We start from the raw sequence: 20,747 nt of genomic DNA, 5'->3' as shown, positions 1-20,747 counted from the left end.
GGACGACAGCGGTGATTCTGGAGGAATGAGCGCTACCGCCGACGTCCTGGACCTCCCCTCACCCCTGCCGAGGGAGGCCTCGTTCTCGTTGTGCCGGCAGTCGGTGGGTGAGGTCGCCGCGGACGCGGCTCTCGCCGCCTTGGCCGGCCCGTGGCACCTTGCGGTCCTGGATGGACCTGACCGCGGCCTGGTGATCCCTGTCAGGGACGGCGCCTTCCTGGGGCGGGGAGAGGTTCTCAGCGACCCGTTGATCTCACGCCGTCATCTGCGCCTGCGGCTTCATGGCGGCCATGTCCTGGCGCAGGACTGCGGATCGGCCAACGGCTCCTACCGCTACTGGCACCTGGGGCTGTGGCTGCGTGCTCGCGGGGAGATGCGGCTGAGGGAGGGGGCGCTCCTGAGGCTGGGAGGCAGCGTGCTCGAGCTGCGCAGGCGCCCCTGCGACCTGGTGGTGGCGGCCCCTGCGGCGCCGGCTTCGTCAACGGCATGGTTGATGGCGGGCACACTGGTCTGCGTCCTGGTCATGGCCGGCTCGGCGGCGATAGCGGTCAGGACGGGGAGCCGCGGTGCGATGGGCATGATCATGGTGGCGCCCATGATCGCGATGACGATCATGCGCCTGGTGCCGTTCCTGCAACGCCGGCGAGCCCAGCGCACCGGGAGCGCCGGCGGGTCCCGATGGCGTGGTCGCCGGCGCCGCCGAGGATGCCGACCGGGTTGGAGGCACGGCGAGCCGGACCCTGCCACGATGCTGCTGGCCGTCGCGGCACGGTCCAGCATGTCTCATCCCGTCCGGGGTTCCGAGGCCGAGGGCCCGACGCCGGTGTCGACCTCCCAAGAGGTCCTGACCGCCTGGAGTGCCGAGCGCCGACGACGCTGCGTCCTGTCGCTCTCCGACGGCGAGAGCGTGGCCCTGTCGGGCAAGGGGGCCGGGAACGCACTGAGATGGTGGTGCACCCAGCTCCTGGCCCGCGATGAGGTCCGGGTGACCGTGATGGATGACCTGCCGGGAGACCCCCAGGATGGGCACGCGGGTGATCGGGACAGGGAGGAGCGTGAGGAGGCAGGCGACCGGCTGGGGCTCCACCTCACCTGGGGTCCGCAGGCACGCCCTCATAGCGCGCTGATACTGACCTGCTCGCGTGATGAGGTCCCGCCGCAGGCACTGTGCACGCGGCCCGCTCCGGCAGGGGCGCCATCGTGCTCACCGACCTGGTGGGATGCGGTTCGCCACCTGAGCCGCTCCCGGATCACGTCACCGCCGCAGGGGTCGTCCCATGTCGACGGCATTCCCGATCTGGTCCCCCTCAGTGCGGTCATGGACGACCTCGACGCCCACGAGCTGCGGACTCGGTGGGAGGAGCAGTCACGCTCGCCGGCCCGGGATGCCCCGGCGTTGTCGGCGGTGCTCGGAGTGGGATCGCGGGGGCCGGTGAGCGCCGACCTGGTGGCGGACGGCCCGCACGCCCTGCTGGCCGGGACGACGGGTTCAGGAAAATCCGAGCTGCTCATCTCGTGGCTGGTGCAGCTGGCGCTGAGTCGGGCACCGGATCGCCTGACACTGGTACTCGTCGACTACAAGGGTGGTGCCGCCTTCGGTCCTCTCGCCGGCCTGCCGCACACGGCCGGGGTCCTGACGGATCTGGATCCTGCCGGCACTCAGCGAGCCCTGTCCTCCTTGGAGGCCGAGGTACATCGCCGCGAGCGGATCCTGGCCGCCCATGGCGCCAAGGATCTCTCCTGCCTGCCGCCACGGGTCGTCGTCCCCGATCTGGTGGTGGCGGTGGACGAGTTCGCCACCTTGGCCGGTGAGCACGCCGAGGTCCTGGAGTCTCTGGTGCGCATCGCCGCCCAGGGACGCAGTCTGGGGATCCACCTCATTCTGGCCACTCAGCGCCCTCAGGGGGCCGTGTCACCGGCGATTCGAGCCAACACCTCCCTGCGAGTGTGTCTACGAGTACTCGACGCCACTGACTCCAGAGACGTCCTGGGGCACGACGGGGCCGCTCGGCTCGGTCATCATCCCGGCAGAGTCCTGATCAGTGGAGCCGGCGGCGAGCAGGAGGACGACCCCGGCCCACGAGGTCTCGGCAACGGACCTATTGGCCCTAGCAGCCCTAGCAGCCAGGTGCTTCAGGCCCCCTGGTGCGGCTCGACGCGTGAGGTCCAAGAGATCGTTGACCTCGTCTCACGCGCAGCCGAGGGACACGCCTCTCCGTGGCGCCCGTGGGCGCCGGCCCTGCCCATCTCGATCAACGCGGCCGAGGCACTCGAGCTGGGACGGTTCCAAGGCCCCCAGGCACCCGGTGGGACTGAGAAGCAGGGGGAGGATGGGGCGCTCGCCCTCGCGGACCTCGCCGGCCACGCACCACCGACCATCCACGACGACCGTCTTCTTCTCGCCGTCACCGACCTTCCTCGCCAGCAGAGCCTCGGGGTGTGGCACTGGTGGGTCGCTCGCCCGTTGCTGGTCCTCGGGGCCCCGAGGTCGGGGCGTTCCACTCTCGTCGTCTCGGCCGCGACGGCGGCACTGAGCTCGGGCAGAGGGGTGCACCTGTGCGGGCTCGCTCCGCCGGCCTCCGACGGCTCCGGCGGGGCCACGGACGCTGCCTCACCCGTGCGCGGACTCCTCACCCACCCCGGAGTGGGCACGGTCGTCGGTACGGAGGACCCGCGGCGCCTGGCCCGGTTGTGGGGGCTTGCGGCCAGTGGGCGGCTGGGCGGGGACCTGCTGTGCCTCGATGACGTCGACGCACTCATCCCGACCATCGATGAAGTGCTGGGCCCAGGTCAGGGCAACGCCCTGCTGGAGACCGTCATCCGAACCGCATCCGCAACGGGCACTCCCCTGCTGTTGACCGCCCCGTTGGGCGCGTCCACCGCCCGGTGGGCCGGATCCATGGGGCTCAGGCTGGTTCTCGGTGCGTCCACTGGCACGCAGGCCGCCCTCGCAGGTCTTCCACGCGGGGTGGTCACCGGAGGCGTCCCAGGGCGGGGCGTCATCCTGGACGGAGCGGCGACGACCGCCTGTCAGATCGTGCTCCGGGAGGACCCCCCTGTGTCCGGCTCCGACCGCGACGGCGGCCGTGTGCTGCGGCTCGAGCCGCTGCCGACACGGCCCACCTGGAAGGACGTTCCGGACGGTACCTGGGCTGTGGGAGGGGACGCGGCAGCACCGGTCGCCCTCCCGGCTCACACCAGTGTCCTGGTCACCGGGCCACCCGGCTCGGGGCGCTCCACGACCCTGCGGGCACTGGCTCAGGCGATTCCTTCAGACGCGCTCGTTGTCGACGACCTGGACCTGGCGGACGTGGCCACCACCACTCAGGTGGAGGCCGCGCTGGCACGCTCCGAGGTGGTTCTGGCCTCCGCCTCGACGGAGAAGGTCGCCACGACCTTCCGCGGCGCGATCTCCACCATGCGTGAGCGCGAGGCCATCGTCGTGCTGTGGCCCGGTCTGCGTCATGCCGATCAGGCAGCCGGCATGTCCTTGCGGGCTGTCACCGACCCGAGGGCGATGACGCTTCCTGGTCGTGGAGCACTCGTCCATCGCGGAACGTGCCTGCCCATTCAGGTCGTGCTGCCGCGGCCCGAAGACGATGACCGTCCTATTGAATAGTCTGTTTAACAGGCATTCTCAATGATGGAAAGTGGTGTTATCTCAATACCTCAGCCTCCTGTGAGGATCACGACAGGGTATCGGCACAGGTCTCATGATCGAGGTCTTGCCCGCTGCCCCACGTCATGTGAAAGTTGTTCTCAGACGCGGCCGCCGTCCCCTGTCAAACCGGACCGGCGATAGCCGTATGACCGATGACCTTGTAGGGGGCCTTTATGGACTGGCGCAGCCAAGCCGCATGTCTCACCGTTGACCCGGAGCTCTTCTTCCCCGTGGGGAACACCGGTCCCGCCATTGCCCAGATCGCCAAGGCGAAAGAGGTGTGCGGCCGCTGCGAGGTGGTGGACACCTGCCTGAAGTGGGCACTGGAGAACGGTCAGGACGCCGGCGTCTGGGGAGGCATGAGCGAGGATGAGCGTCGTTCCCTCAAGCGTCGGGCGGCTCGCGCGCGCCGATCATCCTGAAAACTGATCGACTTCTTCGTGTCGCGGTGTTCGCACGGTTAATCGTGCGAACACCGTTTTTGTCGATCCAGGTGTTTTCAGCAGCCCGGATTCGAAAGGTCAGGCTTCAGCCCTGGCAGCCCTCTGGCTAAGGCGGGCGTGAATGACGACGTCGGTCCCCCCGCCGCTCAGAGGCTCCCAGTCAATGACCCCCCGCAGCTCCCCACGCACGAGCGTGGTGACGATCCGCGTTCCCAGACCGGTCATGAGGGTGTCCGATGCAAGGCCTGCACCGTTGTCCATCACGTGGACCTCGAGGTGGTCCTCGTCGCGGTGGGCCGTGACTGTCACTCGGCCGTCACGTCCGTCAAGGCCATGCTCGACGGCATTGGTCACGAGCTCGGCCAGCACCGTGGCCAGCGCCTGAGCCGTGTCGGCATCGACCACGCCGAAGGAGCCTTCCAGCTTGGTGCTGACCTCACCTGTGGGCGTGGCCACAACCGCGGCCATGCGCAGGATGGAGGAGAAGACCTCGTCGAAGTCCACGTGCTCGTTGACGTTGTGGCTCAGGGCGTCGTGGACGGTGGCGATGGTGGTCACCCGACGCTCGGCCTCGGACAGGGCCTGACGGGTCTCCTCGTTCGAGGCACGGCGGGCCTGCATGCGCAGCAACGCCGACACCGTCTGCAGGTTGTTCTTGACCCGGTGGTGGACCTCCCGGATGGTGGCGTCCTTATTGAGCAGGACCTGCTCACGCCGACGCACCTCGGTGACATCACGGACCAGGAGCGCAGCCCCGGAGCGGCGTCCTCGGAGCGTCAGGGGAATGGAGCGCAGAGAGAGGAACACTCCTCCGACCTCGACCTCGGTGAGCCAGGCCTGCCGCCCCATGAGGACCACGGCCAGCGTCTCATCGACGGGGGTGCGGGCAGGAATGATCGAGGTGACGGCCTCAGCCAGCTGGATCCCCTCCAGCTCGCCCTCGATCCCCAGGCGGTGGAAGCAGGAGCGCCCGTTGGGGCTGACGTAGACGATCCTCCCCTCCTCGTCCAGGCGCAGGACGCCGTCGGCCACGCGCGGTGTACCGTGGCGGATCGTGGTGCCGGCACCTTGGATGGGGAAGTCGCCCGAGGCGGTCATCTGGCACAGGACCTCGGCGATCTCCTCCATCTCCCGCTCAACGATGCGCCCGCCCCGGATGACGCCCACCGAGGTCTCCCGAGTGACGACGGCGATCGGTGTACCGGCGTGGACAACCGGGATGTACTCCTCCTGGACCGCGGCGGTACCGGTCCAGTAGGGCTCGGCGGCGTCCTGAATCTGAGAGGTGGACAGCGACTCCATGGCCATGGCCTCACGCGAGGCCGGCATGCGCCGCCCGACGACGTCCTCGAGGTGGACGGTGGTTCCACCAGACGGGCGGGTATGGCCTGCGGCAATGAAACGCCCCGCGCGGGTACGCACCCACAGGACCAGGTCAGAGGTGGATAGGTCCGCAATCAGCTGCCAGTCGGCCACCAGCTGGTGGATCCAGTCGAGGTCGGCCTCGGCGAGGTCGACTGCGTCTCTGAGGGCGCTGGGCAGAAGATTAGGCACCTCTCAAGGTTATCGGCAGTGAGCGGACCCGGCTCGTTGAGCCGACTCATTGCCAAGCAGGACACATGTTCGGGACCTGAGCAATCCCGTACTCAACCGTACGAGCCGCGTCACGGCTCCCGGCCCCGCCATGATCGGAGCATGCCCCGGCCCGGTGAAACATGACAGGATCGCACCATGAGGAAGACCATCACCATCACCTATCCCGCAAGTCCGGCACGCACCGCGCAGATGCTCGCCGACCCCGCCTACCAGGAGGAACGGGTCTCGCGAGCCGGGCTCGACAACGCCTCAGTCGACGTCGCTCAGCGCGGCCAGGGGTTCGTCTCCACCATCGCCGGGAGCGTCCAGCCCGCCCAGCTGCCCTCGGTCGCCTCGCGGTTCGTGCGCTCGGCGGTGTCCTTCACCGTAGCCGAGTCCTGGGGCGAGCCGAAGGACGACGGATCACGCTCCGGCGGCTACGACGTGACGATCAAGAACGCCCCGGTCAAGGTCAGTGCCACCTCCACCATGGCTCCAGCCGCGGACGCCGCCGGTGAGGCCACCACCCTCACCGTCGACGTCGATCTCAAGGTCACTGTGCCCCTGGTGGGCAAGACCATCGAGGAGAAGGCCATGGGCATGGTGGGCCGAGTCGTGGCGGACGAGGAGCGCCGCGCCACCGCTTGGCTCGCCGAGCACTGATCCCCGTCTCCATCGCATCTCGATCTCTCACCTCGGTCATTCACTGTGCGCTACGTCGCCCGGTGCTGTTATTCCCGTGCTGCGCCCCTGTCCGCCAGTGGCGCAGCACGGGGCCGTGTACCGGTTCCGACACCGAGTCGCACCCTGTTTCATGGCACGATCAGGCCATGAGCACATCCAACACAGCCGCCTCCGCCCCTAACGCCGTGTGGGCCGAGCGCGCGGGCACCCGGCAGTACATCGGTCGCAACTCCTCCGGCGCCGAGGTCCGCATCGGCATGGGGCCGGGCGAGTTCTCCCCCGGCGAGCTGATGAAGATCGCGTTGGCCACCTGCAACACCCTGTCCGCCGACCACCGTCTGGCCAAGGCTCTGGGAGAGGACTTCGAGGCCACCGTGGGCTGCTCGACCGTCAAGAACGACGCCGAGGAGCGCTACGAGTCCTTCCAGGTCGAGATCGTCACCGATCTGTCCTCGCTCGACGCCGATCAGCGCGAGCTGCTGAACCAGCGGGTCGCAAGCGCCGTCGACCGTCACTGCACCGTGGGTCACACCATCGAGCACGGCGCTTCCTACACGACGACGATCGTCGACCCCAACGAAGACTGAGCGCTCAGCGCCCCATCCGCTGAACCGGCCGCCGTCCCCGAGGCCCCCCTGTGCCATCAGGTAAGGAGACCACCGTGAACACCTCCCGCTCTGGGCGCTCCACCGCGCTGGAACGTGCACTCGACAAGGCCATCGCCATCCCGGCCGCCCGCATCGAGGAGCGCGTCGCACGGATGCGTCGGGACCGCCCCGGGGCCGACGCCGCCGAGCTCGTCGAGATGGCCGCCTCCCGCTTCCGGCGGGACGCGGGTCTGTCGTCGGGGGCCGTCGGGGCCTCCGCGGCCATACCGGCCATCAGTACGGGCGCGGCCGCCGCTCTGACTGTCGGCCAGAGCGCCGCCTTCATCGCCTCGGCCGTCACCTACGTTCTCACTGTCGCGGAGATCCAGGGGGTCCATGTCGTCGACACCGAGCGCCGTCGGGCCCTGGTTCTCTCCGCCCTCCTGGGCAAGGAGGGCTCTGAGGCGGTTCAGGGCCAGCTGGGCCTGTCCTCGATGTTCTGGGCGGCTCAGCTGCTCATGCAGATGCCCCTGCCCTCGGTGAAGTCGATCAATGCCCACCTCATCAAACGGGTGGCCAAGCGCTCGGCCGCCAAGGGCGGGGCGCTGGCGCTGGGGCGCCTGCTCCCCTTCGGGATCGGGGCCGCCATCGGCTGGTCCGGAGGCCGGGCACTGGCCAACCAGGTCATTGAGGGGGCACAGGCGGCGCTGGGACCCCAGCTCGCTCTGGGCGGCTACGTCGACAACTCCCACGTCGAGGTGATCGACGCATGAACGGATTCGGCAGTGCCAGCGAGCCGTCGCCGTCGGCCGCCCAGTACCCGGCGCTCGCGCAGATGGGGCTCGTCCCCCCGCCGGACGTCGACGTCGCCTACGAGAACCTCCTGGCGGACGTTGTGACCAATGGGACCCCGAAGTCCGACCGCACCGGTACCGGAACGCGTTCGCTCTTCGCCCGCCAGCTGCGCTACGACCTGGGACGTGGCTTCCCGCGTATCACCACGAAGTTCGTGGCCATGAAGGCCGTCAAGGGCGAACTGCTGTGGTTCCTGCGCGGGGACACGAACGTGCGCTGGCTCCAGGAGCGGGGCATCACGATCTGGGACGAGTGGGCCGATGATTCCGGCGAGCTGGGGCCGGTCTACGGCTCGCAGTGGCGCTCCTGGCCCACCCGGGACGGGGATGCGATCGACCAGATCTCCAGTCTTATCGGCACGCTGCGCACCGACCCGGACTCGCGGCGCATGCTGGTCTCGGCCTGGAACGTCTCCAAGCTGGGTTCCATGGCCCTGGCCCCCTGCCACGCCTTCTTCCAGTGCTACGTGGCCGATGGCCGCCTGAGCCTGCAGATCTACCAGCGCAGCGCCGACCTGTTCCTGGGGGTGCCCTTCAATATCGCCTCCTACGCGCTGCTCACCCACATGCTCGCCCAGCAGTCGGGCCTGGAGCCCGGCGAGCTCATCTGGACCGGCGGGGACTGCCACATCTACGACAACCATGTCGAGCAGGTCCGCACCCAGCTCTCCCGGGTGCCGAGCGCCCATCCCTTCCCGACGCTGCGCCTGGAGCGGGCCGAGTCCATCGACGCCTACGACATGGATGACATCGACGCCTCCCAGGGCTACGAGCACCACCCCACGATCAAGGCCCCGGTCGCGGTATGAGCGGCCTGGGGATGATCTGGGCCCAGGACGTCACCGGCATCCTGGGGGCCGACGGCGGCATGCTGTGGCGTGTGCCGGCGGACTTCGCCCACTTCAAGGCCACGACCATGGGCTGCGGACTGGTCATGGGACGCACTACCTGGGAGTCATTGGGAGGCCCCCTGCCCGGGCGGCGTAACGTGGTTCTCACCCGTGACCGGTCCTGGCGGGCTGAGGGGGCGACCCGTGCCGGCTCGCTGCGTGAGGGGCTCTCGGTGGCGGCGCGGGGCCTGACCGCCGACCTGGGGCACGATCCTCGTGAGGGGGATGCTGCCGGGCTGCCCCGCCTGTGGGTCATCGGCGGCGGAAGCGTCTACGAGCAGGCTCTGGCCGACGGTCTGCCCGATGTGCTCGTCGTCAGCGTCCTGGACCTCGATGCCACCGAGCGGGCCCGCGAGCGCGGCCTGCCCGACTCAGTGCTGGTGCGCGCACCGGGGATCAGCACTCAGGAGTGGGCCATCGACCCGGCCCGCTCCGACCCGCAAGGGCAGTGGCGCCCCGTGTCGGGGGACGCGCGCTGGCGAGTGGAGACCTGGCGGCACCTCTAGACGCGCTCAGTGGGCACAACAGGTCTTCAGTGGGCGGCATCATAACGGGCCCGCGCCTCAGTGACAGCACCGAGGTGGTCGGTGGCCCAGGCCTCAACCTGAGCGAGCGCCTCCGCCAGCCCCTTCCCTGAGTCAGTGAGCTCGTAGGTCACTCGCGGTGGGATCTCTGGATACTGATGGCGCTCAAGAAGTCCATCGCGTTCAAGCCCTCGTAGCGTCTGGGTGAGCATCTTCGTGGAGATACCGTCGACTTGAACCGATATCTCCTTGAAGCGCTGCGGCCGGTCCGCATGATGCAGCGCCCCGATAACGAGCACGGTCCACAGGTCACCGAGCGACTTGAGTAGGGGGCGTGAGGGGCAGTTGCGGCTGTAAGGGTCGGGGGCCATCTCCCCCGCCTTATGCGTGCCGGTCGGCTGCTCAGTGTCGGCCACATTGTCTCCTCGTGTGCTTGGTCGCTGATCCGTCGTCGGACGCCCACGAGTGTGAGCGGCCGACGACGGATGTTGGCGACAGGCTACCTGCGGATCGTGCGCCTCACTCAGCGACGACGGCGAGTCCCCCGGTCCAACCGATCTGCTCAGTAACGCCCAGGGCGATGCCCAGCGCCCCGAGCGCCTCCAGACGCTCTGCCCGCTTGAGCTCTCCGGCGTCCGCCCACCTCAGCCCGGCGGCTTCGACGAACGAGCGCAGGCTCGCCTTGGCCTCGGCGGAGTCGGCGGCGGCCAGAACAGTGGCCGGGCGACCGCCAACGGTTCCGGCGGCGAGGACGGCCGCGAAGACGGTGTTGAAGGCCTTGACCACCTGGGCGCCCGGGAGCTTCACGGCGAGCTCGGCAGCCGCAGAGCTACCGGCCTGCACGACGGAGTCAAGGGTGGTGAAGTCCAGGGGGTTGGTCGGGTCGACGACGACCTTGCCGGCGAAGGCCTGCCCGCCATAGGTGGCGATGACGTCGTCGATGGCGGCGTACGGCAGGGCGAGGACGACGATGTCGCCGCTCAGGGGCGAGCCGATCTCGGCGACGTCGACACCCGACAGGCCGGTGACCTTGGAGGTGTCACGGACCAGGACCTGAGTGCTGGCGCCGGCCTTGACCGCCAGGCCTGCGACGGCTGATCCGATGTTGCCGGCGCCGATGATGGAGATGGAGGGGACGGACATGAGAGCTCCTTGAGCGTTAGTTGTTGAACGAACAACTAAACTCTCTCACACGCACTCACTTTCCGATAGAGAGTGACTGTATGACAGAGATCACTGATTGTCGTCCCGCACGCTCCCTGTCATCACTGACACGCCGAGCGCCGCGGTCCTCTCGCCGCTCAGAGCAGCTTCTTGGAGGTGAGCCAGTCGGTGGCGATGACCTTGGAGCTGAGCTTCTCACCGGTGGAGCGCTGGTTGAGGGCGCGCAGCTCGTCGGGTGTCAGCAGGGCCGAGACCCGGTTGATGGCGGTGGCCGCGATGGCCGGCAGTGAGGCGGAGACCAGCGGGGTGACGTTCTGCGGGAGGATGAGCATCTGAGGGTCGGACAGGATGACGAGGTCCTTGACCCCGATGGCGGGATCGGAGGAGTAGATGTCGGCGACGTCGACGGTGCCGTCGGTGAGCGCCTTGACGGTCAGCGGTCCGCCGGAGTCCTCCACCGGCGTGACGGAGGCGTCGACGCCGTAAACGGCCTTGAGTCCCTTGGGACCGTAGGGGCGGGTAGTGAACTCCGAGTTCGCGGCGATGGTGATGGGCCGCCCCAGTGAGGCCAGGTCGCCGATGGAGGTCAGGGAGTGGGCCCGGGCGGTGGCCTTGGTGACGGTCAGGGAGTCCTGATCCGTCGCTTCGGCCGGATTCAGGACGGTCAACGAGTGCGGCAGAGTCCTCAGCAGGGTGTCCTGGATGGAGGCAGTGTCACTGGCGGTGCGGGAGGGGGCTGCGGTGCCGGCCGCGGCGGTAGGGCTGCCTGAGGCGGAGGTCTTGCTGTAGTACTCCAGCAGGTTGCCGCCGTATTCGGGGATGACGTGGATCTTGCCGGCCTCGAGCTCGGGCAGGTAGACCTCCCGTTGGCCGATCTGGTACTGGCGGGTGACGGTCAGGCCGGTCTTCTCCATCATCTGGGCGTAGAGCTCGGCGATGATCTCGTTGGAGTAGTACTGCTGGCTGCCGATGATGATCGGGCCACCGGAGTAGCCCCCGGAGGCCCGGTCAATGGCGAAGGGGTCGGTGTCGGAGCAGGCGCTCAGGGCGAGCAGGCCGGTGGCCGCGCCGACGCCGGCCAGCAGACCACGTCGCGTCAGCTGCTTACCGGGGCGCGGGTTGGACTGTGCAGTCATGCTGATTCCTTCCGGTGCTGCCGGGCACCCGGGGGCGTGACGCCCCATTGGATGAGGGCGAAGAGGGCCTCGGAGGCCAGGGCGAGGGCGATGACCAGGAGCGCCGAGGCGAGCATCATGACGTAGTCCTGGGTCTTGAGGCCCAGGAACATGAGCCGGCCGAGCCCGCCGGCGCCGGTGTAGGCGGCCAGCGTGGCGGTGGAGATGACCTGGAGACTGGCCGAGCGCAGCCCGCCGACGAGCAGCGGCGCCCCCAGGGGGATCTCGACCCGCCCCAGCACCTGCAACTCGCTCATGCCGCTGGCTCGAGCGCCGTCGACAGCCATGGTGGAGGCCGCCCGCACCCCGCTCATGGCTCCGGCCAGGACACTGGGCAGGGCCAGGATGATGAAGGCGATCATGGGGGCGCTCAGCCCGACCCCGAGCACGAGGCCGAACAGCGTGATGAGGCCCAGGGTGGGCAGGGAGCGGGCCGCGCCACTGAGCGGTTGCACCCAGGTGCGCCCGCGTCCGGTGTGCCCCACCCACCAGCCGGTGGGGACCCCGATGAGGGCGGCGATGAGGACACCGGCCAGGGAGTAGAGGATGTGCTGGACCAGCAGCGGGCCGATCCCCATGGCCCCGCTCCAGTGAGCGGGATCGGCGATGTACGCCAGTGCGGCCAGGACGAACCTCACGCCTTGCCCTCCTGGTTCTGTGAGGCGGCTGGGCCGGCTTCGGCACGCTTCCAGGTCCAGGGAAGGCACAGCCACCCCAGCGCGAGGACGAGCCCGTCCAGGACGAGCGCCAGGGCCGCGGTGGACACCAGGCCGGTGACGATCTCGGCGGTGATGCCACGCTGGAAGCCGTCGGTGAACAGCCAGCCGAGGCTGCGCACACCGAGGACCGCCCCAACAGTGGTCAGCGAGATCGTCGAGACCGTCACCACGCGCAGGCCCGTGAGGATGGCGGGGCCCGCGAGCGGCAGCTCGACGGTGAGGAAGCAGCGCAGGCGCCCCATGCCCATGGCTGTGGCGGCGTCCAGGACGCGTGCGTCAACGGCGTCGAGCGCGTCGGCAGTGGCCGGCACCAGGAGCGCCAGCCCGTAGAGGGTCAGGGCCACGATGACGTTGAGCGGGTCGCGGATGCCGGTGGCCAGGATGATGGGGAGGATGACGAACAGGGCCAGGGACGGGACGGCGTAGAGCAGCGAGGAGCCGGTCACGAGCACGGCGCGCAACGGGCGGGCGGTGCGGGCCAGCCGGGCGATGGGGATCGCCAGGACGAAGGAGGCGATGATCGCGGGAACCGCCTGGAGCAGGTGAGCCAGCAGGTGTCCGGCGATGGTGGGCAGGTTGGCCAGGACCCAGCTCATGCCCGCTCCTCCGCCTCCGTGGAGGACTCGTCGGCCAGGCGCCCGACGGCGCGACCGGCCCGGTCCAGGACGATGCGGGACTCGGCGACATCCTTGAGCCTCAACTGGCGTGCGGCGTCGTCGAGGCCGAGGAAGCGGGCGACGAAGTCGTCGGCCGGGTCGGCCAGCAGCTGGGGGCCGCTGCCGCGCTGGGCGACCTGGGCGCCTTCGCGCAGAAGGATGATCTCGTCGCCCAGAGCGAGGGCCTCATCGACGTCGTGGGTGACGAAGATGATCGTCTTGTCCAGCTCGGCCTGGATCCGGACCATCTCGCGCTGGAGATCGCGGCGCACGAGGGGGTCGACGGCGCCGAAGGGCTCGTCCATGAGGAGCACCCCCGGATCGGCGGCCAGGGCCCGGGCGACACCGACCCGCTGGGCCTGACCGCCGGAGAGCTGGTGGGGGTAGCGCCCGGCCAGGTCGCGCTCGAGGCCCAGCATGTCCATGAGCTCGAGCGCCCGCTGCCGGGACTCATGGCGCCCTACGCCTTGAAGGCTGGGCACCAGGGTGATGTTGTCGATGACGCGCCGGTGTGGCAGCAGCCCCGCGTTCTGCATGACATAGCCGATGGAGCGGCGCAGGGCGACGGCGTCACGGGCGGCGACGTCCTCGTCATCGATGAGGACCCGGCCGCTGGAGGGCTCCACCATGCGGTTGACCATGCGCAGCAGGGTGGTCTTGCCGCAGCCGGACGATCCCAGCAGGACGGCGGTGGTGCCGGCCTCGATGCGGGCCGTGAAGGAGTCGACGGCGGGAGAACCTGATTCGGGGCCCCTCCCGGCCGGGTACGACTTGGTGACGGCATCGAAGGTAATGGTGCTGCTCATTGCAGGTGCCGGGTGTCCTCTCATGGCCTCTGACGGCGCGTCCCGTTGGCGTATCGCCACCGTACCAGCCGCCACCTGCCGATCTGCCAGGTGTTGGCTTTTCCCAAGATGATTGGTGCAGGATTGAAAGCAAACACCCAGGTGCTCACCATCTACACGTCGATGGAGTCGACGAGCTGCTCCCACTCAACACCGCGGCAGTGCACGCTATTCCCGCACTGCGTGACTGAGGTGCTCAGGCCGCCAGCGACACGGCCTCATCGACTCGGAAGTCCCCCTTGAGCAGGGCCTGGACACCTTGCGCGTAGGAGCTTGCCGCAGGTCCAGCAGTCTGTTCCAGCACGCCCTCCAGCCAACAGGAGTAGGCGGCGCTGACGGCATTGGCAACATGGTTGAGAGCATTTCCGATCATGATGATCTCCTCGGTAAATCACGGGTGTATCAACGAGTTCTGCGTCCATCCCTGTCGACACCCACTACTGTAGGAGACCATATGATCATTCAGAATCTTCATTTCAACGTAAAGTGATCATCCATGAGTACCTTCTCCCCCACCAGCCGTCAGCGTCAGATCCTCAAGAGCCTGAGCACGACGACGATCATGAGCGTGAACGCCCTGTCGCGACTCACCGGCGTCTCCGGGGTGACGATCCGTCGCGACCTGGCAGAGCTCGCTCACGAAGGCCTGATCACCCGCGTTCATGGCGGCGCCCTGCGCGCGCCTCGACGCGGGGCCGGCCAACCGATCTCCCTGCGCCGCAGCGAGGATCTGGAAGCCAAGAGGGTGCTGGCCCGAGCCACAGCAGCACTCGTTGATGACGGGGAGAGCGTCATCATCGACAACGGAACTACCTGCGAGATGGTGGCTGAGAACCTCGTCGGGCGCGACATCCGGGTCCTGTGCCTGTCGCTGTCGGCGGCTGCGACGCTGGCCTCCGCACCCGGCCCGGTCGTCACCGTCCCCGGGGGGATCGTTGAGACCGACACGCTGGCGATGCTGACGACGACCGCAGTCGACGCCGTGCGCCGTTTCCGCGCCGACGTGGCCGTCCTGGGCGCCTGCGCGGTATCAGCGCAAAGCGGCCTGACCTGCACCGAAGATCATGACGCCGTCCTCAAGGCGGCCATCATCGGTTCATCATCCCGGTGTCTCATGCCGGCTCCGCCACGCAAGCTGACACGCTCGTCCACCTACGGCTTCGGCACGCTGAGCGACCTGGACACCCTGCTGACGACGACCGACATCGACCCGGAAACGCTGACAGGCTTGCGGGAGGCAGGCGTCTCCGTCGAGGTGCACGACGTGTAGAGACCTCTCCCCGGATCAGAAGGTCGGGCGCAGGGCGACGTCGTCGGAGTAGTCGGAGGCGACGAGCTCGACACGGTTGCCCTCGGGGTCGAGCACGGTGGCCTCGTAGTATCCGTCACCGGTCTGGCGAGGTCCGTCAATGACCGGCACGCCGGCCTCGGACATGTGGGAGGCCAGGCGGTCGACGTCCTCACGCCCGGGCAGGCCGAAGGAGACGTGAGCCCACCCCAGCTGGGCGGCCTCGCAGTGCTCGGCGAGCTCAGGACGGGTCATGATCTCCAGGCGGGTCCCCCGCTGGACCGCCGGGGTCTCAGCGAAGTGGAGGATGTGGGTGCGCAGGCCGGTCCTCGGGTTCTCATAGAGGCCGTTGGCGTGCCCGCCGAACCAGTGGGAGTAGAAGTCGCGGGCACTGTCGAGGTCAGCGACCCAGATGGCAACGTGGTCGAGGTGAGGCATGGTCATTCCCTTCCTGACGGTGAAGAATCACTGTCGACGATCAGAGATGATCGTACGATCACTCTTCCCGACAGCGATTTTCCGGCATTGAATCAACGGATTTCCGGAGTTCCGATCCGTTGACACCAACGGTAGAAGACCATACGATCATTGTCATTGCTCGTTCTCCAGCAAAACGATCGCCTCGTTGCCGCCGATGCGGAGGAAGCATGCGCGACAGTCCTCACGAGAGGCGCCGTACGATACTGCGCGCCCTGAGCCCCACCACAGTCCACAGTGTGCAGGCGCTGTCCCGGCTGACCGGGGTCTCGGTCATCACCATCCGCCGGGACCTGGCCGAGCTGGCCCACGAGGGCCTGGTGACCCGGGTCCACGGCGGCGCTTTGCGTGCACCGCGCCGTGGGGCCGCCCGGCCGGCCTCCATGCGTCGCAGGCAGGATGTGGAGATCAAGCGCCGTCTGGCGCAGGCCACCGCCGAGCTCATAGAGGACGGGGAGGCGGTCATCATCGACTCCGGGACCACCTGCGAGATGGTGGCCGAGCAGCTCGCCGGCCGCGACATCCGGGTTCTGTGCCTGTCGCTGGGCGCCGGTGCAGCAGTGGCCTCCGTGCGTGGAGCCGCAGTGACCATCGCGGGCGGCCCGGTGGATCCGGAGTCCCTCTCCCTGTTCTCCGCCGAGGCGGTCGAGGCGGTGCGCGCGTTCCGCGCCGACGTCGCGGTCCTGTCCACCTGCGCCGTGTCCACCCGCGAAGGCCTGACCGTCATGGAGTCCGACGACGCGATGGTCAAGCGCGCCATCATGGCCTCTTCCACCCGACGCGTTCTGCCGACCGCACCGAGCAAGATCGCCCAGACCAGCACCTACCGGTTCGGGCGTATCGAGGACCTCGACACGCTGCTGACAACAAGCCAGATCGCCCCCGACACCCTTGAGGAGATGCGGGGCGCCGGAGTCGACGTCGTGCTGTGCGACTAACGGAGAACGACCGGGTCGGAGCGGAGCGACTCGGCCCGGGAGGCTCCAGGATGTCCCCCGGAGTCTTCCGGGCTCAGGAGGCCGCCTGCTTGGTCACCCAGGCGATGAAGTTCTCCTCGCCGGTGCCGGTCAGCTCGGCCATCGTGTGCCCCTGCCCCCAGACGGTGGCGAAGTCGACGTTGCCGGCTCCGGCCTGCTGGAGCGCCAGGGCGAGATTCACCTCGACGGTGGAGGCCGTGTCGCCCTGGGCGATGCCAGTGCGGATGCGCCAGGCCGGGGCGATGGTGGAGCTGCCTCGCCCCTTGGAGTCCTGGGTGAGGTAGTACAAGGGGTCGTACATCGCCACGCGCGTGACCATGTCGGTGCCGACCGAGTCCTTGGCGGCCAGGTCCTTCTCGTAGGCGGCGACGCCGTAGTCCTTGTTCCAGCCCGACAGGCTCGCGTACCTGGACTGCCCCTTGGAGATGACCTCGCGGCTCAGGGAGGAGAAGTGCTGCTTGTTCTCCCCCGAGCCCATGACGAGGTTCTCGGTCTGGGCTCGGCCCACGCCGTCGAAGGCCCCCACGTCCTTGGAGACGTTCTTCTGGGAGGTGACGAAGCCCTGCAGGCCGGTGATCGTCGCAGTCTTCTTGGAGGCGTCGTAGGTGACCCACTGCGAGGAGGAGTTGAGGAAGGCGATGTACTCCTCCACCGTCTTGTAGGTGGTGGACTCACCACTGCCCTGACCGCCGCCTCCGGGAGTCCCCCCCTTGGGGGGCGTGCCGCCGGCGTCACTGGGCGGGGTTCCCGACGGCGCCCCGCCGCCCCCGCCGGGCCCCATCCCCGCCATCTCGGTGGAGGAGGGCGTGTAGGGGAAGGTGGTGGCCGCCAGGAAGTCGTTGAGGGACTTCTGGATGACCGCCACGAGGTGGTCGTAGTAGGAGCCCGACAGGTAGGTGCCCTGGGAGGAGGACTCCAGGGTCAGGGGCCTGCCCTGGGAATCGGTGAGCTTCAGCCCGTTGAGGTAGGCGGGGAAGGCGGCCGCGAGGTCATGGGAGTAGGCCCGCGTCCAGGTGCCCTCGGCCCGAGTATCGGAGGAGGCGAACTGCCCCATGTTCCACTCGTAGGCGGCGTTGGCGCTGTCCAGGCTGGTGATCGGGCACCAGCACATGGCTCCGGCGACGGCGTCGGACAGAGCCTTGCCACTGGTGTCAGTGGTGGCGGCACCCAGAGCGGCCAGGTAGGGGGCGAACAGCTCGCTGTCCCCTGAGGCCCCTGCGACGGCGCTCTGCGCCCCTCCTCCGCTGTGCCCGAAGACGTAGACCTTCGCTGCGTCGCCGGGCACGGAGGCGGAGTTGTAGCGCCGGTAGCGCACGGCGGCCTTGAGGTCGGTGACACCCCAGGGCGCGTTGCCGGAGTAGGTCTGGGAGTTGGAGTCCTTGCCGCGCAGGCCGGCGTGGACGTAGATGAAGCCGGCCTCCATATAGGCCTTGATGGTCTCGTAGGAGTACTCGGTGGGCGGCTTCTGGGCGGAGTATCCCGGGGTGTTGACCGGGAAGACGGTGGGTGCGGTGGCGGCGGTGAAGCTGCCGACGGTGCCGGAGGCGTTGATCGTGGCCGTGTAGGTGCCGTTGCCGTTGTCGGTTCCCTTGAGATAGGCGCCGGGCACGTAGATGCCCAGGGTCTCATAGTCCGAGGCCTGGGGAGTGGTCACGTAGCGCAGCCCCAGCTGGTAGTAGACCTTGTGGTCCGCGTCGTAGCGCCAGGCCGTGTTGTCCAGGGCGAGCTTCGTGTCGGTGGGCGCCTGCGACGACGCCGTGGCGGAGGCCTGCGCGGTGGCCCCTCCCGTGGAACAGGCGCCCAGGCCCAGGAGTCCCGCCGTGGCGGGCAAGGTGGTGAGGATAGTGCGTCGTGGCAGGTTCATCGTGCTTCCCTCCGGCACAGTCGGTGGCGTGCCTCGCTCGGGTGTCTGCGTACGTGACTAGCACATCACCTTAAGGCAAGGACGACCCCAGGACGTGGCTGTGCCGCTTCTGTGAGTCGGCATCCGCCTGATGGCGAGCGCATGGGGCGCCACTCGCCCGAACGACGACGGCGCCGCCCTCGTGTGAAGGGCGGCGCCGTCGTCGGATTGAAGAACAGCCCTGAGGCTCAGTCCTCAGCGGCGCTGGGGTGCGTCATGTCCATGGGGACGACCCACTTGTCGAACTCCTCGGCGGTGACGAAGCCGAGCTCGAGGGCGGACTCGCGCAGGGACAGGCCCTTGTGGTGCGCGTTCTTGGCGATCTTGGAGGCCTTGTCGTAGCCGATGTGGCGGTTGAGGGCCGTGACCTGCATGAGGTTGGTCTCCAGGTTGGCCTCGATCCGCTCAGTGTTGGGCTCGATGCCGTAGGCGCAGTGGGTGTCGAAGGAGACGCAGGTGTCACCCAGGAGCTGGATGGACTCCAGGACGCACCAGGCCATGACCGGCTTGAAGACGTTGAGCTGGAAGTTGCCCTGGGATCCGGCGAAGCCGACGGTGGCGTCGTTGCCGAAGACCTTCGTGGCCACCATGGTCATGGCCTCGCACTGGGTGGGGTTGACCTTGCCGGGCATGATCGAGCTGCCGGGCTCGTTCTCCGGGATGATGAGCTCGCCGATGCCGTTGCGGGGGCCGGAGGCGTACCAGCGCACGTCGTTGGCGATCTTCATGAGGGCGTCGGCCAGGACCCGCAGGGCGCCCGAGACCTGGACCAGGGCGTCGTGAGCGCCCAGAGCGGCGAAGAGGTTGTCCGCCTGGGTGAACTCGATGCCGGTCTCCTCGGAGATCTTCTTGGCGCACAAGGCCCCGAACCTCGGGTGGGCGTTGAGGCCGGTGCCGACGGCGGTCCCGCCGATGGCGAGCTCTCGGGCGCGGGAGTCGGCGTAGCGGATGCCGTCGAGGGCGAAGTCGATCTGGGCGACCCAACCGCTGATGACCTGCCCCAGGGTGATGGGGGTGGCGTCCTGAAGGTGGGTGCGTCCCACCATGACGACGTCGGCGTAGGCCTTGGCCTTGGCGTCCAGGGTGTCGCGCAGCTGCTGGACACGCGGGTACATGGCGGCGAGCTCGTTGACGACGGCGATGTGCATGGCCGTGGGGAAGGTGTCGTTGGAGGACTGGCCGCGGTTGACGTGGTCGTTGGGGTGGACCGGGGTCTTGGAGCCTCGCTCCCCGCCGGCCAGCTCGATGGCGCGGTTGGAGATGACCTCATTGGAGTTCATGTTGGACTGGGTGCCCGAGCCGGTCTGGAAGACCACGAGCGGGAACTCGGCGTCGAGGTCACCGGCGATGACCTCATCGCCGGCCTTGGCGATGAGCTCGGCGATGTCGGCGGGCAGCTCGCCGAGCTCGGCGTTGGCCAGGGCGGCGGACTTCTTGAGGATTCCCAGGGCCTTGATCATGGGGCGGCCCCACACGAAGGTCTCACGGCCGATGTCGAAGTTGTGCAGGCTCCGCTCGGTCTGGGCCCCCCAGTAGCGGTTGGCGTCCACCTCGATGGTGCCCATGGAGTCGGATTCGGTGCGGGTCGTGACAGCCTGGTTGGGCGTCTTTGCATCAGTTGTCATAGGTGCAAGGTTAGGCGCTCATGATCCCCGCCGTGCGAGGACGGGCGTCCCAGAGACGTCTCAGATCGCTACCGGCCAACACCGCCGAAGGCGCGTCACACGGGTCGCAGCTGCTCCAGGGCAAGGTCCAGTAGGTCCGCAAGACGCTCGTTGCCGTCAATGGTTCGGGGCTCATGGAGATGACCCGTGATCTGCAGGGCAGAGAGTCCATGAAGCAGGACCCAGACGACGGTGGCGATCTCACGGGTGGGGCCGGGGCGCAGCAGACCAGCATCCTGAGCCTGAGCGACGAGCTCACCGACGGCGGCCATGGCGTCGTCAGCGGCCTCCTCCAGCCCTGAGTCCGGCTCCGCAATCGGAGCGTCTCCGAAGACCAGCTGGTAGTGGTGGGGACACTCGACCGCATAGTCGATATAGGCCCAGCAGCCGGCGCGCAACCGCTGCCACGCATCCCGATGCCGCTCCGAACCGTGACGAATCCGCTCTGCGATCTGCCGCAGTGTCCGTCCCGCCAGGGCACGCATGAGCGCGGCCTTATCCGCGTAGTGACGATAGGGCGCCGAGCGGGACACACCCGCAGCTTCTCCAACGGCGCGCAGCGTCACCGACTCAGGCCCCCTGTCCTCGAGCAGCGCTGCAGCGGCGTCGAGGATGGCGGCACGCGTCGGACCTGGATCACGAGGGCTCACGACTCAAGCAT

21 protein-coding genes are annotated in these 20,747 nt (G+C 68.4%); 9 read left to right on the top strand and 12 right to left on the bottom strand.

The genetic code is table 11. The features are described 5' to 3' along the window. Positions 1 to 25 precede the first annotated feature (25 nt). Positions 26 to 3,619 (top strand): FtsK/SpoIIIE domain-containing protein, encoded by a 3,594-nt coding sequence (locus tag RIV12_RS03645; protein WP_309322173.1) that lies wholly within the window; start codon positions 26 to 28, stop codon positions 3,617 to 3,619. A 215-nt stretch (positions 3,620 to 3,834) separates the two neighbouring features. Beyond that, positions 3,835 to 4,083, top strand: a complete 249-nt coding sequence (locus tag RIV12_RS03640) for a WhiB family transcriptional regulator (RefSeq protein WP_003779481.1) — start codon at positions 3,835 to 3,837, stop codon at positions 4,081 to 4,083. 99 nt (positions 4,084 to 4,182) lie between these two features. On the opposite strand, the gene RIV12_RS03635 is transcribed toward RIV12_RS03640, so the two are convergent. Next, complete coding sequence (locus RIV12_RS03635) at positions 4,183 to 5,658, bottom strand: sensor histidine kinase (protein WP_309322171.1); 1,476 nt, start codon at positions 5,656 to 5,658, stop codon at positions 4,183 to 4,185. Positions 5,659 to 5,835: 177 nt separating this feature from the next. On the opposite strand from RIV12_RS03635, the gene RIV12_RS03630 reads away from it, so the two are divergent. From RIV12_RS03630 to RIV12_RS03610, 5 genes are all read left to right on the top strand, one after another. Then, complete coding sequence (locus tag RIV12_RS03630; RefSeq protein ID WP_309322169.1) at positions 5,836 to 6,342, top strand: DUF2505 domain-containing protein; 507 nt, start codon at positions 5,836 to 5,838, stop codon at positions 6,340 to 6,342. A gap of 167 nt (positions 6,343 to 6,509) precedes the next feature. Continuing rightward, the gene (locus tag RIV12_RS03625; protein ID WP_075418071.1) at positions 6,510 to 6,950 is read left to right on the top strand and encodes an OsmC family protein; all 441 of its coding nucleotides are present in this window, start codon (positions 6,510 to 6,512) and stop codon (positions 6,948 to 6,950) included. A 74-nt stretch (positions 6,951 to 7,024) separates the two neighbouring features. After that, positions 7,025 to 7,723, top strand: coding sequence for a hypothetical protein (locus RIV12_RS03620; RefSeq protein ID WP_075418070.1), 699 nt, complete (start codon positions 7,025 to 7,027; stop codon positions 7,721 to 7,723). After that, complete coding sequence (locus tag RIV12_RS03615) at positions 7,720 to 8,613, top strand: thymidylate synthase (protein ID WP_309322165.1); 894 nt, start codon at positions 7,720 to 7,722, stop codon at positions 8,611 to 8,613. Before RIV12_RS03620 ends, RIV12_RS03615 begins: the two co-directional genes overlap by 4 nt. Beyond that, on the top strand, positions 8,610 to 9,200 hold the full coding sequence (locus tag RIV12_RS03610) for a dihydrofolate reductase (RefSeq protein WP_075418068.1): 591 nt from the start codon (positions 8,610 to 8,612) through the stop codon (positions 9,198 to 9,200). The genes RIV12_RS03615 and RIV12_RS03610 overlap by 4 nt, the downstream gene beginning before the upstream one ends. Positions 9,201 to 9,226: 26 nt before the next feature. Here the strand turns inward: RIV12_RS03610 and RIV12_RS03605 are convergent, their stop codons facing one another. From RIV12_RS03605 to RIV12_RS03575, 7 genes are all read right to left on the bottom strand, one after another. Then, positions 9,227 to 9,634: a winged helix-turn-helix transcriptional regulator gene (locus RIV12_RS03605; RefSeq protein ID WP_309322162.1), complete on the bottom strand. Its 408-nt coding sequence runs from the start codon at positions 9,632 to 9,634 to the stop codon at positions 9,227 to 9,229. 103 nt (positions 9,635 to 9,737) lie between these two features. Next, positions 9,738 to 10,361: an NADPH-dependent F420 reductase gene (locus RIV12_RS03600; RefSeq protein ID WP_309322160.1), complete on the bottom strand. Its 624-nt coding sequence runs from the start codon at positions 10,359 to 10,361 to the stop codon at positions 9,738 to 9,740. A 158-nt stretch (positions 10,362 to 10,519) separates the two neighbouring features. Next, positions 10,520 to 11,518: an ABC transporter substrate-binding protein gene (locus RIV12_RS03595; RefSeq protein WP_309322157.1), complete on the bottom strand. Its 999-nt coding sequence runs from the start codon at positions 11,516 to 11,518 to the stop codon at positions 10,520 to 10,522. Next, positions 11,515 to 12,195 (bottom strand): ABC transporter permease, encoded by a 681-nt coding sequence (locus tag RIV12_RS03590; protein WP_309322155.1) that lies wholly within the window; start codon positions 12,193 to 12,195, stop codon positions 11,515 to 11,517. The genes RIV12_RS03595 and RIV12_RS03590 overlap by 4 nt, the downstream gene beginning before the upstream one ends. Further along, positions 12,192 to 12,872: an ABC transporter permease gene (locus RIV12_RS03585; RefSeq protein ID WP_309322153.1), complete on the bottom strand. Its 681-nt coding sequence runs from the start codon at positions 12,870 to 12,872 to the stop codon at positions 12,192 to 12,194. Before RIV12_RS03585 ends, RIV12_RS03590 begins: the two co-directional genes overlap by 4 nt. After that, positions 12,869 to 13,738, bottom strand: a complete 870-nt coding sequence (locus tag RIV12_RS03580) for an ABC transporter ATP-binding protein (protein WP_309322151.1) — start codon at positions 13,736 to 13,738, stop codon at positions 12,869 to 12,871. Before RIV12_RS03580 ends, RIV12_RS03585 begins: the two co-directional genes overlap by 4 nt. A 235-nt stretch (positions 13,739 to 13,973) precedes the next feature. Next, entirely contained in the window at positions 13,974 to 14,150 is a 177-nt protein-coding gene (locus tag RIV12_RS03575; protein ID WP_256691646.1) for a hypothetical protein, read from the bottom strand. A gap of 123 nt (positions 14,151 to 14,273) precedes the next feature. On the opposite strand from RIV12_RS03575, the gene RIV12_RS03570 reads away from it, so the two are divergent. Beyond that, complete coding sequence (locus RIV12_RS03570) at positions 14,274 to 15,047, top strand: DeoR/GlpR family DNA-binding transcription regulator (protein ID WP_075250004.1); 774 nt, start codon at positions 14,274 to 14,276, stop codon at positions 15,045 to 15,047. Positions 15,048 to 15,062: 15 nt separating this feature from the next. On the opposite strand, the gene RIV12_RS03565 is transcribed toward RIV12_RS03570, so the two are convergent. Continuing rightward, positions 15,063 to 15,509: a VOC family protein gene (locus RIV12_RS03565; protein ID WP_309322149.1), complete on the bottom strand. Its 447-nt coding sequence runs from the start codon at positions 15,507 to 15,509 to the stop codon at positions 15,063 to 15,065. 203 nt (positions 15,510 to 15,712) lie between these two features. Between RIV12_RS03565 and RIV12_RS03560 the strand changes: the two genes are divergently transcribed. Next, positions 15,713 to 16,480, top strand: a complete 768-nt coding sequence (locus RIV12_RS03560; protein WP_309322147.1) for a DeoR/GlpR family DNA-binding transcription regulator — start codon at positions 15,713 to 15,715, stop codon at positions 16,478 to 16,480. Between the two features lie 73 nt (positions 16,481 to 16,553). On the opposite strand, the gene RIV12_RS03555 is transcribed toward RIV12_RS03560, so the two are convergent. The 3 genes from RIV12_RS03555 to RIV12_RS03545 form a co-directional block, all read right to left on the bottom strand. Continuing rightward, positions 16,554 to 18,383: a subtype A tannase gene (locus tag RIV12_RS03555; protein ID WP_309322145.1), complete on the bottom strand. Its 1,830-nt coding sequence runs from the start codon at positions 18,381 to 18,383 to the stop codon at positions 16,554 to 16,556. 227 nt (positions 18,384 to 18,610) lie between these two features. Next, entirely contained in the window at positions 18,611 to 20,047 is a 1,437-nt protein-coding gene (gene fumC, locus RIV12_RS03550) for a class II fumarate hydratase (protein WP_309322144.1), read from the bottom strand. 95 nt (positions 20,048 to 20,142) lie between these two features. Then, positions 20,143 to 20,736, bottom strand: coding sequence for a TetR/AcrR family transcriptional regulator (locus tag RIV12_RS03545; protein WP_309322142.1), 594 nt, complete (start codon positions 20,734 to 20,736; stop codon positions 20,143 to 20,145). Between the last annotated feature and the right edge of the window lie 11 nt (positions 20,737 to 20,747).

Source organism: Actinomyces stomatis (assembly GCF_031292835.1).
Lineage (GTDB): Bacteria > Actinomycetota > Actinomycetes > Actinomycetales > Actinomycetaceae > Actinomyces > Actinomyces stomatis.
The sequence above is the reverse complement of the archived record's forward strand: the minus strand, read 5'-3'. Positions and strand labels throughout refer to the sequence as shown.